Origin of the sequence: Streptomyces sp. NPDC000404 (assembly GCF_040300365.1) — a bacterium.
In the GTDB taxonomy this organism is placed as follows: Bacteria; Actinomycetota; Actinomycetes; order Streptomycetales; family Streptomycetaceae; genus Streptomyces; species Streptomyces ramulosus.
Genome location: NZ_JBEPDN010000003.1, coordinates 1 through 11,559, shown reverse-complemented (window position 1 = coordinate 11,559; position 11,559 = coordinate 1). Strand labels below are relative to the sequence as shown.

Genomic DNA, 11,559 nt, shown 5'->3' with positions numbered 1-11,559 from the left:
TTTTGACGCGGTCCGTGGAACCAACTTCCCCACCACGCCGTTCGCACGCTACCCGCAGGTCACACGGGGTAGCCGACGGGAGCACGGGTCCTCACTCCTCTACCGCTATGCCCCCGGAAACCTACAAATCGCCCACCGATGGTAGTCGACCTCCGGGCCGCCGCGCGCCGCCGCGCTCTGGGCACAATGGCCCCATGGCCCCCTCGTTCGGCATGTTCAGCCGCGCCCCCCGCAAGAGCCCCGCAGAGCGCACCGTCACCCTCGTCGGCAAGCCCGGCTGCCACCTCTGCGACGACGCCCAGGCCGTGATCGAGCGGATCTGCGCCGAGACCGGCGCCTCCTGGGAGAAGAAGGACATCACCGAGGACGCCGAGCTGCACCGCAAATACTGGGAGCAGATTCCGGTCATCCTCGTCGACGGCGCCCAGCACGACTTCTGGCGCGTCGACCCCAAGCGCCTCCGGGCGGCACTGGGCGCCTGACCGCGGCCGGCGCCCCGCCCCCGCCCGCAACCCACTCTTCGCCGTCCCACCCGTCGCGCGACACCGGGCCGTCACCGGAACAACGGAACCGACTGGCTACGCTGTCCGTATGGCCCGCCCGTCGCCCGACCACCGCCCCGGTAGGAGCCCCTTCGGGACGCCCCGCACGCCGTCGCCCGAAGCGCCTCAGCCCGGCACCCCCTCGCCCGAGGACCGGCCCGGCACGGCCGCGTCCGGCACATCCGCCGACGCCCCCGAAGCCCCCGCCCGCCGCCTCGGTGCCGCGTTCGCCGGGATGCGGGCGCCCGCCTGGCTCGGCCGGCGCCGCCGCCCCGCCACCGCCCGCAGCGTGCTGGCCGGCGAGGCCGCCGCCGAGGCCGCCCGCAAGACCTCCCAGGAGGCCGAGGAGGCGGAGGCGGAGCAGGCCGAGGGCGCGGCCGAGGAGCCGGAGTTCCCGGTCGTCGGCGACGACCGCGCCGCGGCCTTCTTCGACCTCGACAACACCGTCATGCAGGGCGCCGCCCTCTTCCACTTCGGCCGCGGCCTCTACAAGCGCCAGTTCTTCCACAAGCGCGAACTGGCCCGCTTCGCCTGGCAGCAGATCTACTTCCGGCTGGCCGGCTCGGAGAACCCCGAGCACATGGCCGACGTCCGCAACAGCGCCCTCTCCATCGTCCAGGGCCACCGCGTCTCCGAGCTGATGTCCATCGGCGAGGAGATCTACGACGAGTACATGGCCGAACGCGTCTGGCCCGGCACCCGCGCCCTCGCCCAGGCCCACCTCGACGCCGGGCAGAAGGTCTGGCTGGTCACCGCCGCGCCGGTCGAGACGGCCACGATCATCGCCCGGCGGCTCGGCCTGACCGGCGCGCTCGGCACCGTCGCGGAGTCCGTCGGCGGCGTCTACACCGGCAAGCTCGTCGGCGAACCGCTGCACGGCCCCGCCAAGGCCGAGGCCGTCCGCGCGCTCGCCGCCGCCGAGGGCCTCCAGCTCGCCCGCTGCGCCGCGTACAGCGACTCCGCCAACGACATCCCGATGCTCTCGCTCGTCGGCCACCCCTACGCCATCAACCCCGACGGACGACTGCGCAAGCACGCCCGGGAGCACGGCTGGCGGCTGCGCGACTACCGCACGGGCCGCAAGGCCGTCCGCATCGGCATCCCGGCCGCCGCCGGGGTCGGCGCGCTCGCGGGCGGCGCGGCGGCCGCCGCCGCTCTCCAGCGCCGCCGCCGCTGACCGGCCGCCGCTCCTGACCAGGATTGATCACCGGCAGGCGGGCGCGTCCGTTCACTCCGGAGCCCCGCCCCGCCCCACCAGCGGTCCGGTTGCTGGCGCTCCACCACAACACGCCCTCCAACCTGGCAGATTGCGTCACCTTTCGATCAAAAGCTGCTCAATAATCGATACTACTTCCGCCACCAACCAGGCACGGATCGTAAGTAATCGATGATTTGAACAACTGGGTGTAGCGCTGCCTATACGAAGCGTTATTCTCCTCAGACGCATTCCGGAACCCACACGTCCCTACGACGAGTGAACGGTCCCGCACTGCACGTGATGGAAGCTCTGCCTCTGGGAGTCCCGTGTACCCACACGTCGGGGTTGACGCCTCGGGCCTGGCTACGCTGCGTACGACACTCGTCGACCACCTGCGCAGTTTTGTCCCCACCGCGTACGCCGTCCCCGCATTCGCCACAGCCGTCCCCGCCGGCCCCTGCTACGCCCTGGCCGACGGGAGCGCGGCGGTCGGCAAGCCCGCGACCGCCGGCAGATCCCGCCGCTCCGGCGCCGGCACGACCACCGCCCGACGCCCCGTCGACAGCGACAGCCGTCGCATGATGGACCTCGTCGAACGCGCCCAGTCCGGAGAGGCCGAAGCCTTCGGCCGGCTCTACGACCAGTACGCCGACACCGTCTACCGCTACATCTACTACCGCGTCGGCGGCCGGGCCACCGCCGAGGACCTCACCAGCGAGACGTTCCTGCGGGCCCTGCGCCGCATCGGCACCTTCACCTGGCAGGGCCGCGACTTCGGCGCCTGGCTGGTCACGATCGCCCGCAATCTCGTCGCCGACCACTTCAAGTCCTCCCGGTTCCGCCTGGAGGTCACCACCGGCGAGATGCTCGACGCCAACGAGGTCGAGCGCAGCCCCGAGGACTCCGTCCTCGAATCGCTCTCCAACGCCGCCCTGCTGGAGGCGGTCCGCAAGCTCAACCCCCAGCAGCAGGAGTGCGTGACCCTGCGCTTCCTGCAAGGTCTCTCGGTCGCCGAGACCGCCCGCGTGATGGGCAAGAACGAAGGCGCGATCAAGACCCTCCAGTACCGCGCGGTGCGCACCCTCGCCCGGCTGCTGCCCGAAGACGCCCGCTGACCGACCGCCCGCCCCCGCCCCCTCGTTCGTCTTCCGGTCACCCGTACGCCCGCATCCGGTGACGTACGGTGAGCGGTCGTGCCCCCTCGGTCAGATCATCGTGTGTGCGTAACCCGTGTGCCGCGCCACTCGTTGTCCGGGGTGCAGGCTCCATGCGGTCACGCCCTGTCCGCTGCCTCTCACTCCTACGAGTGGCCGCGGAGGGCGGCGTGCAACCGTCCGGCCCGTCTGGATGGTCCAAGCCAGTCAGGGGAGTCGAGCGGGATGACGAGAGGAGGTGCCGCCCGTGATCGCGAATATCTCGGTGCACCGGCGGGCCAACGCCTTCGCCCAGGCCCTGGAGGACCAGACCTCCCGGGGCGCGGCCGAGGACCAGGACGACACCGCGGCCCAGACGCCGGGTGAAGCACGACTGTTGGCGGTGGCGGACGGCCTCGGGGAACTCCCGAAGCCGGAGATGGCCACCGAGGTCAAAACCGTCCAGCGCGCCCAGCTGATGGCCGCGATGGAGGCCGCCTTCACCGAAGGCAGCCCCTCCGACGGCGCCCGGGTGCCCGAACAGCGCACCCACCGCGCCGCCGAACAGCTCGGGAAGCTGCGCCCACGCTCCCGGCTGACGAAGCGGCTGGCGGCCGGCGGGCTGACCGTCGGCGTCGCCGCCGGGGCGCTCAGCGGCGTCGCCGCCGCCAGCTCCGACGCGCTCCCCGGCGACTCCCTCTACGGCCTCAAGCGGGGCATGGAGGACCTCAAGCTCGGCCTGAGCGACGACGACGCCGACCGCGGCCGGCTCTACCTCGACCAGGCCGCCACCCGGATGCTGGAGGCCCGCCGCCTGATGGAGCGCGGTCGCGTCGCCGACCTCGACCACGAATCGCTCGCCGAGGTCCGCCGCACGCTCGCCGGGATCACCCACGACGCCGGCGAGGGCCACCGCCTGCTGTACGCCGCGTACGAGCGGGACGGCTCCCTCGGCCCCATCGAGGCGCTGGACTCCTTCACCACGTCCCACCGCGCCACCTGGACGCAGCTGCGCGACCGGCTCCCGGCGCAGCTCACCGATGCGCGAGACGAGGTCAGCTCGGTCTTCGACGCGATGGACAAGCAGGTCAAGCCGTTGCGCGGGCTGCTGCCCACCCCGGAGAAGGCGGGACGGCAGGGCGCCTCACCGTCCTCACCGGACCGCGCCTCCGGGCAGCCGCACCCGTCGCCGACCGCGCGGCGCGCCCCGTCCGGCACGCCCGGCGAGGACGGCCGTCCGGCCCGGCCCTCGTCCAGCCCCTCCGAGGAGCAGGGGCTGCTCGGCGGCGACACCGGCGGACTGCTCGGCGGCCCCGACCGCGACACCCCGACACCGTCGCACGGCGGCAAGGGCCTCACCGACCACCCCGACATCACCGTGCCGCCGCTCATCCCGGGCCTGCTGCCCGGTCTGGGCATCGACGGCGAGAACACCCACGGCTGACGGGCACCCGGCCCGCTCCCCCTAAGGCCTGCCGTCAAACTCCCGTCTGCCTCGCGATGCCTGGGACGACGGGAGTTCGACGACGGGCCCTAAGTCCGGGGAGCGGGCCGCGCCGCGTTCAGAAGAAGACCGACCGGCGCTGCACCAGCAGCTTGTACAGCGTGTGCTGAATCGTTTCCCGGACCTGGTCGGTGAGGTTGAACATCAGCATCGGGTCGTCGGCCGCCTCCGGCGGATAGCCGTCCGTCGCGATCGGCTCGCCGAACTGGATCGTCCACTTCGTCGGCAGCGGCAGCGCGCCCACCGGCCCGAGCCACGGGAACGTCGGCGTCACCGGGAAGTACGGCAGCCCCAGCACCCGCGCCAGCGTCCGGGCGTTGCCGATCATCGGGTAGATCTCCTCGGCGCCCACGATCGAGCACGGCACGATCGGCACCCCGGCCCGCAGCGCCGTCGAGACGAAACCGCCCCGCCCGAAGCGCTGGAGCTTGTAGCGGTCCGCGAACGGCTTGCCGATGCCCTTGAACCCCTCCGGCATCACCCCGACGATCTCGCCGCGCTCCAGCAGCCGCTGGGCGTCCTCCGCGCACGCCAGGGTGTGCCCGGCCTTCCGCGCCAGCGCGCTGACCACCGGCAGCACGAAGACCAGATCGGCCGCGAGGAGCCGCAGATGCCGGTCGGCCGGGTGGTGGTCGTGCACCGCCGCCTGGAGCATCAGGCCGTCCAGCGGCAGCGTCCCGGAGTGGTTCGCGACGACCAGCGCGCCGCCGTCCGCCGGGATGTTCTCCACGCCCCGGACGTCGACCCGGAAGTACTTCTCGGCCAGCGGGCGCAGCAGCGACATCAGGACCTGGTCGGTCAGCTCCTCGTCGTAGCCGAAGTCGTCGACCTCGTACTCGCCGGTCAGGCGCCGCCGCAGGAAGCGCAGGCCCCCGGCGATCCGCTCGTCCAGCGAGCGGCCGCCGCGCGCCACCGGGGGCGCCGGGTCCGGCCGGTCGCCCGTGCGGGCCTCCGGTACGGGCGTGAGCGGGACCGTGGTGCCGTTCACCGGCCGCCGGGCCGTGCGGCGCGCCCGCGGCTCCTCGCCGAACGGAATGACCTTGGCGTCCGCCATCTCGCGTGCACTCCTCACTGGGCCGGACGCGCGGACAGCGCGTCGGCGAGCCGGTCGACGGTACGGGCGAGGGCCTCGGGTGGCAGCAGCCCCGGGCCACGGCTGCGGGCGAACTCCGCGAACGTCTCCGCCGTCGTGTACCGCGGCTCGAACCCCAGCGTCTCGCGCATCTGCGTGGTGCGGACCACCCGGCCGTGGGTGAGCAGCCGGATCTGCTCCGGCGAGAAGTCCGTGACGCCGACGGCGCGGAGCGCGGCGCCCGCCCAGGTGACGGTGGGCAGCAGCAGCGGCAGGGTCGGCCGCCCGAGCCGGCGGGCGGTCTGCGACAGCAGCAGCACGCCGTCGCCCGCGATGTTGAACGTGCCGCTGTTGAGCGTCCCGGGACGCGGTGCGGACGCCGCGATCAGCAGCGCCGCCAGCGCGTCCTCCTCGTGCACGAACTGCAGCCGCGGGTCGTACCCGAGGACCGTCGGCAGCACCGGCAGCGAGAAGTACTCGGCGAGCGGGGAGTCGGCGCACGGCCCCAGGACGTTGGCGAAGCGCAGCACGCACACCGCGACGTCCGGGCGCCGCCGGGCGAAGCCCCGGACGTACCCCTCGACCTCGACGACGTCCTTGGCGAACCCGCCGGACGGCAGCGACTTCGGCGGGGTGTCCTCCCCGAAGACCGCCGGGTCGCGGGGGGCCGAACCGTAGACGCCGGTACTGGACTTGACGACCAGCCGCTGCACCCGGGGCGCCTTCTGGCACGCGCCGAGCAGCTGCATGGTGCCGATGACGTTGGTCTCCTTGACCCCGGCGCGGCCACCGCGGCGGCCCGGCGGGGTGCTGTTGACGTCCATGTGGACGACGGTGTCGACGCCGGTCTCGGCCAGGACGCGGGCGATGGCCGGCTGCCGGATGTCGGCCTGGAGGAACTCCGCGCCGGCCGGCAGGCGCGCGGGGACCACCGCGTCGACGCCGATCACCCGCTCCACGGACGGATCGCGCAGGATGCGCCGGACCAACCGGCCGGCGAGCTGCCGGGCGGCTCCCGTGACGAGCACGACCCTGCCCAAGACGGCCCTCCTTCCGCCCTCGGCCGCCTGGGCCGAGCTGTGCGCTCCACGCTATCGGGTCGCCCTCGCACCACGACGACCTCACACTGCCCGCGGTCACGTTTCCGCCCCACCGGCCCCTGACGCGCCCTCGGCGACGGGCCGGGCAGGCCCCCGAACGCACCGTGGCCCCCCACCGCACAAGGCGGTGGGGGGCCACGAAAACGCGATCCGCGTCGCTTACTTCTTGTTGCGACGCTGCACGCGGGTGCGCTTGAGCAGCTTGCGGTGCTTCTTCTTGGCCATCCGCTTGCGCCGCTTCTTGATAACAGAGCCCACGACTACCCTCGCTCACTTCGAATCACTCGGTGCGGGGCGTCCGAGCCCACACTACCTACATCGGGCCAGCCTACCCGGCGCCGGGCGTACGACGTAATCGAGGGCGCGGAAGCCTCCGTCAGGCCGATTCGACGCCTACGTAGGACTCCCGAAGGTAGTCGTGAACCGCCTGCTCCGGGACGCGGAACGACCGGCCCACCCGGATCGCGGGCAGATGACCGCTGTGCACCAGGCGGTACACGGTCATCTTCGACACTCGCATCACGGTGGCGACCTCCGCCACCGTCAGAAAGACAACCTCGTTCAGAGGCTTCTGGTCCGCAGCCATGCCACACCTGCACCTTCCGCATATGACGGGTACCGGCTTCCCCTCCGGTCACTCTTCGTCGCTATGCGCTCACTCCCCAATCTAGGGGCGGGTGATGCGAGTGGGGAAGAGGAGCCACCGGGACCGCAAAAGCGCCCGCTACCAGGGCAGTTCAGCTCGATTAAGGACATAACGCCACAGCGGCCGGTAGTGCACCTCGGCCACCGCGTCATCCAGGGGCACCACGGCGCACACCCGGCCCTCGGCCTCCCCGACGAACGGCCCCGGATCGTCCGCATCCGCCAGCCCGATCGCCTCAAACCCCAGCTGACCTGCACCGCAGATCCAACCGTGATCACCGACGACAAGTTCCGGCAACGGCCCGCCGCACTCCGCCGCGGCCGCCAGGGCCCGCCGCACCGGGAGGGGCGAATGGGTATGCACGCGCCCCTTCCCGGATGCGCCCCCCACGCCGGTCCCGCGCACCAGCGCGACTCCCCGTACGTAGTCGAGTACGTACGTGCGTACGCCGCACCGCGTCGTCATCCGCACCGGAACACCCCGCCCAGGGGTGACGACGGCACACCCCGCCGCCGCCAGAGCGCCCGCGAGCGCGGCGTAGAACTCCAGCAGGCGATCCGGGTGGCCGGTGCCGAGCAGCACCGGGGCGCGCCGCGCCGCCGCCGCGGCGATCCGGTCGGCGAAGCGGTCCAGGGCGGCGAGCGTGCGGTCCGGGTCGATCACGTTCGGGCCCCGGGTGCGCGCCGGGTCCGCCGGCCCCCCGCAGCGCCGCGCCATCAGCCGCGACACCTCCGCGACCGGCCACCGCCCCGCCGGCTCCAGCCCCAGCAGCGCCCGGGGATCGCGCGCCGCGAAGAGGCGGTAGCGCGCCAGGCTTTTCTCCCGCGGCGTCGCGAGGGTCCCCGCCAGCCGCGCCTCGATCAGATGGGCGCGCAGCGCACCGGTCCCCGACACGGCGCCCATGCTGGACCGCCGCCCCCGCCCACGGGCCGAAACCGCCCGGTAGTCACACATCCGGACGCACCCCCGGCGTGTCCCACGCGAACCGCCGGGCCCCGCCCGTCCGCGGGCGTCCCCCGCCCGCACTCACCTCACGGCAGCAGCCCGTGCGCCGGGAAGACCGCCCGGCGGGTGGCGAGAATCGCCTGGTCGAGCCGGTCGGCCGGGTCGTAGCCGCCCTCGGTGAAATCACGCCAGTGCGGTACGACGCCATCGGTCATCCGGTGCGGCGCCGGCTGCCGGGTGCGGCGGAACGCCTCCTGCCGCCACTCCTCCGGCACCCGCGTCTCCGGGTCGAGCGGCCGTCCGGCGGCGATGGCCGTCAGATGCGTCCAGGCCCGCGGCACGACGTCCACCACCGCGTACCCGCCGCCGCCCAGCGCGATCCACCGCCCGTCCGCGTGCTCATGGGCCAGCGTGTGGCAGGCGAGCGCCACCGCCCGCTGCGCGTCCAGGCTCACCCCCAGATGCGCCAGCGGATCCTCGATATGGGTGTCCGCGCCGTGCTGCGTCACCAGGACCTGCGGCCGGAACGCGCCGAGCAGTTCGGGCACCACCGCGTGGAACGCCCGCAGCCAGCCCGCGTCGCCGGTCCCCGCGGGCAGCGCCAGATTGGCCGCGCTGCCCTCCGCGCCGGGCCCGCCGGTCTCCTGCGGCCAGCCGGTCCCCGGGAACAGCGTCCGCGGATGCTCGTGCAGCGAGACCGTCAGCACCCGCGGGTCCTCCCAGAACGCCGCCTGGACGCCGTCCCCGTGGTGCACGTCCGTGTCGACGTACGCGACCCGCTCCACGCCCAGCTCCAGCAGCCGGGCGATGGCCAGCGCCGCGTCGTTGTAGACACAGAAGCCCGCCGCCCCGCCCGGCATCGCATGGTGCAGCCCGCCCGCGAAGTTCACCGCGTGCAGCACGTCCCCGCGCGCCACCGCCTCCGCTGCGCCCACCGACTGACCGGCGATCAGCGCCGACGCCTCGTGCATCCCGCGGAACGCCGGATCGTCCTCGGTGCCCAGCCCGTACCTGGCGTCCGCGGCCGCCGGATCGGCGGAGGCGGCCCGTACCGCGTCCAGGTAGTCGGCGCGGTGCACCAGCCGCAGCGTCGACTCGCCCGCCGGCCGCGCCGCGACCACCTCCACGGGCGCCCGGTCCAGCCCGAACGCCTCCACCAACCGCATGGTCAGTGCCAGCCGTACGGGGTCCATGGGGTGCCCGCGGCCGAAGTCGTAACCCGTTACTGCCTCATCCCACATCAGCTGTGCGCGGCCGCTCATGGACGTCACCGTATCGGGCACCGGACGGCCCGAACGAGCGGGCGTACACCAGCGTCACCAGCACCAGCAGCATCGGTACGAGCATCGCGCCCCGATAGCTCCACGCGTCCCCGAGCGCCCCGACCAGCGGCGAACCCACCAGAAAACCCACATAGTTGAAGATGTTCAGCCGCGCGACGGCACCGTCCGACGCCCCGCCACCGTCCCGCTCGTACGCCAGCCGCCCGGCCGCCGCGAACGTCTGCGGCACGATCACGCAGAGCCCGAGGCCCAGCAGGGTGAAACCGGCCATCCCGGCCCACGCACCCGGCGCCGCCGCGACCACCGCGAAACCCCCGGCCGCGACGACCGCCCCGCCACGCACCACCGCGACCGCCCCGAACCGCCGCACCCCCAGATCCCCGACGGCCCGCCCGAGCAGCGTGGTGACCATGTAGACGTTGTACGGCACGGTCGCCAGCTGCTCCGAGCTGCCCAGCACGTCCTGGAGATACTTCGCGCTCCAGTTGGAGACCGTCGAGTCCCCGATGTACGCACACGCCATCACCAGGCACAGCGGCAACAGCAGCCGCATCGATACGGCGGCCGCACCGCTCGCCGGCTCGGCACCGCCCTGCCCGGTGGCCGTCGTCCGCCCGTCGACGAACCACCGCCCGGCGACCACCGCCACCGGCACGAGCACCGCCACCACCGGCCCGTAGAGCACCGCGAGCGACAGTTCCCAGTGCGCCCCGGCCCACGCCAGCGACGCCCCGACGATGCCGCCCAGGCTGTACGCGGCGTGGAAGCCGAGCATGATGCTCCGGCCGTACGCCCGCTGGAGGCTGACCCCGAGCATGTTCATGGCGGCGTCCAGCGCGCCCACCGCCAGCCCGAACACGGCCAGCGCCACCGCCGCCTGCCCCATCGAACGGACCGATCCGGCCGCCAGCAGCGCCAGACAGACCACCGGCTGCACCGCACGCAACACCCGGCTCGGCCGGACCCGCCGCACCACCCGCTCGGTCAGCACACTGCCGACGCCGGCCAGCACCGGCACCGCGGCGAGGAAGGCGGGCAGCAGGGCATCGGAGATCCCGTACCGGTCCTGGATGGCCGGAATCCGCGTCACCAGCAGCGCGAACACCGTGCCCTGGACGAAGAAGCTGAGGGCCAACGCGACCCTGCCGTACCGCGCTTGCGTGCCTGGAACCCGGGGCGCCGTCATGGCCGCACAGCCTAGAACTCGCCGCTACCGAGGGGTAGATGGATCACCGCAGCAATTCCGCGACCGCCGACCGGTGCCGCGCGGACGCCGGGCCGGCGCTACGCGGGCGGCGTCCGGCAGGCGGCTCGTGGCCGCGCGGGCGCCGCCCGATGTCCGTGTGGGCTATGCCGACAGCAGCGCGGGCAGCTCCGCCATCTCCGCGAAGAGCGCGGTGGCGTCGCCCAGGCGCGCGGCGGGCGTCATCGCCGTGTATCCGTACACATCCATCCCCGCGGCCCGCGCAGCCGCCACTCCCAGCGGGCTGTCCTCGACGACGGCACATCGCTCCGGCGCCACGCCCATCCGCTCCGCCGCGTGCAAAAAGAGATCCGGCGCCGGCTTTCCCCGCCCGACATCCTGCGCGGAGAAGATCCGTTCCTCGACGAAGCGCCCGAAAAGCCCGGTGGTCCGCAGCGCCACCCGAATCCGCTCATGGCTACCGGACGACCCGACGCAGTACGGCACACAAGCCGCGGCCAGCCCGTCCAGAACGGACCCGACGCCCCGCACCGGCTCCAGTTCGGTACGGAACGCGGCGAAGACCCGCGCATGGAATTCCTCGTCAAACCCCTCGGGCAGCCGCTTCCCGGACCGCTCCCACACGATGTCATGAATACGGGACATGGCCGATCCCATGTAATCCCGTATCGATTCCTCGTACGTGGTGGGGTGGCCCAGCTCGGTGAGGTGGCCGGCGAGAATCCGATTCGAGATCGGCTCGCTGTCCACCAGCACCCCGTCATTATCAAAAATGATCAGGTCGTAGCGCATCACCCGAGCGTAACGGGCCAGAACGCAAAAAAGCTCCGGTCCCCAGGAACCATCACTGATTCCCGGAGACCGGAGCTGAAAAATTGTTCGGCGGCGTCCTACTCTCCCACAGAGTCCCCTCTGCAGTACCATCGGCGCTG

General features: G+C 72.8%; 12 protein-coding genes. 4 read left to right on the top strand and 8 right to left on the bottom strand.

The genetic code is table 11. From position 1 onward, the window contains the following. The first annotated feature begins 194 nt into the window (after positions 1-194). From ABT345_RS05845 to ABT345_RS05830, 4 genes are all read left to right on the top strand, one after another. Positions 195-482, top strand: coding sequence for a glutaredoxin family protein (locus ABT345_RS05845; protein ID WP_345088593.1), 288 nt, complete (start codon positions 195-197; stop codon positions 480-482). Between the two features lie 295 nt (positions 483-777). After that, on the top strand, positions 778-1,719 hold the full coding sequence (locus tag ABT345_RS05840) for an HAD family hydrolase (protein WP_345088643.1): 942 nt from the start codon (positions 778-780) through the stop codon (positions 1,717-1,719). 347 nt (positions 1,720-2,066) lie between these two features. Next, positions 2,067-2,855 carry an ECF subfamily RNA polymerase sigma factor, BldN family gene (locus ABT345_RS05835; protein ID WP_345088595.1) on the top strand — a complete coding sequence of 263 codons (789 nt, stop codon included), beginning with the start codon at positions 2,067-2,069 and terminating at the stop codon, positions 2,853-2,855. A gap of 286 nt (positions 2,856-3,141) precedes the next feature. Next, positions 3,142-4,317 carry a DUF5667 domain-containing protein gene (locus ABT345_RS05830; RefSeq protein WP_345088597.1) on the top strand — a complete coding sequence of 392 codons (1,176 nt, stop codon included), beginning with the start codon at positions 3,142-3,144 and terminating at the stop codon, positions 4,315-4,317. 118 nt (positions 4,318-4,435) lie between these two features. Here the strand turns inward: ABT345_RS05830 and ABT345_RS05825 are convergent, their stop codons facing one another. The 8 genes from ABT345_RS05825 to ABT345_RS05790 form a co-directional block, all read right to left on the bottom strand. Then, entirely contained in the window at positions 4,436-5,431 is a 996-nt protein-coding gene (locus ABT345_RS05825; RefSeq protein WP_345088599.1) for a lysophospholipid acyltransferase family protein, read from the bottom strand. 14 nt (positions 5,432-5,445) lie between these two features. Further along, the gene (locus tag ABT345_RS05820; protein WP_345088601.1) at positions 5,446-6,489 is read right to left on the bottom strand and encodes an NAD-dependent epimerase/dehydratase family protein; all 1,044 of its coding nucleotides are present in this window, start codon (positions 6,487-6,489) and stop codon (positions 5,446-5,448) included. A gap of 219 nt (positions 6,490-6,708) precedes the next feature. Continuing rightward, complete coding sequence (locus ABT345_RS05815) at positions 6,709-6,807, bottom strand: 30S ribosomal protein bS22 (protein ID WP_003948845.1); 99 nt, start codon at positions 6,805-6,807, stop codon at positions 6,709-6,711. A 118-nt stretch (positions 6,808-6,925) separates the two neighbouring features. Next, on the bottom strand, positions 6,926-7,135 hold the full coding sequence (locus ABT345_RS05810) for a helix-turn-helix domain-containing protein (RefSeq protein ID WP_157848084.1): 210 nt from the start codon (positions 7,133-7,135) through the stop codon (positions 6,926-6,928). Between the two features lie 138 nt (positions 7,136-7,273). After that, positions 7,274-8,098 carry a phosphatase gene (locus tag ABT345_RS05805; protein ID WP_386460807.1) on the bottom strand — a complete coding sequence of 275 codons (825 nt, stop codon included), beginning with the start codon at positions 8,096-8,098 and terminating at the stop codon, positions 7,274-7,276. Between the two features lie 128 nt (positions 8,099-8,226). Next, positions 8,227-9,402, bottom strand: coding sequence for an acetoin utilization protein AcuC (locus ABT345_RS05800; RefSeq protein ID WP_345088606.1), 1,176 nt, complete (start codon positions 9,400-9,402; stop codon positions 8,227-8,229). Beyond that, positions 9,371-10,609 carry an MFS transporter gene (locus ABT345_RS05795; RefSeq protein WP_345088608.1) on the bottom strand — a complete coding sequence of 413 codons (1,239 nt, stop codon included), beginning with the start codon at positions 10,607-10,609 and terminating at the stop codon, positions 9,371-9,373. Before ABT345_RS05795 ends, ABT345_RS05800 begins: the two co-directional genes overlap by 32 nt. Positions 10,610-10,771: 162 nt before the next feature. After that, the gene (locus ABT345_RS05790) at positions 10,772-11,419 is read right to left on the bottom strand and encodes an HAD family hydrolase (protein ID WP_345088610.1); all 648 of its coding nucleotides are present in this window, start codon (positions 11,417-11,419) and stop codon (positions 10,772-10,774) included. Positions 11,420-11,559: the final 140 nt, after the last annotated feature.

Coding starts and splice junctions, on each gene's coding strand:
- ABT345_RS05845 (WP_345088593.1), top strand. CDS start 195: ATGGCCCCCTCGTTCGGCATGTTCAGCCGCGCCCCCCGCAAGAGCCCC.
- ABT345_RS05840 (WP_345088643.1), top strand. CDS start 778: ATGCGGGCGCCCGCCTGGCTCGGCCGGCGCCGCCGCCCCGCCACCGCC.
- ABT345_RS05825 (WP_345088599.1), bottom strand. CDS start 5,431: ATGGCGGACGCCAAGGTCATTCCGTTCGGCGAGGAGCCGCGGGCGCGC.
- ABT345_RS05810 (WP_157848084.1), bottom strand. CDS start 7,135: ATGGCTGCGGACCAGAAGCCTCTGAACGAGGTTGTCTTTCTGACGGTG.
- ABT345_RS05805 (WP_386460807.1), bottom strand. CDS start 8,098: ATGGGCGCCGTGTCGGGGACCGGTGCGCTGCGCGCCCATCTGATCGAG.
- ABT345_RS05800 (WP_345088606.1), bottom strand. CDS start 9,402: ATGAGCGGCCGCGCACAGCTGATGTGGGATGAGGCAGTAACGGGTTAC.
- ABT345_RS05795 (WP_345088608.1), bottom strand. CDS start 10,609: ATGACGGCGCCCCGGGTTCCAGGCACGCAAGCGCGGTACGGCAGGGTC.
- ABT345_RS05790 (WP_345088610.1), bottom strand. CDS start 11,419: ATGCGCTACGACCTGATCATTTTTGATAATGACGGGGTGCTGGTGGAC.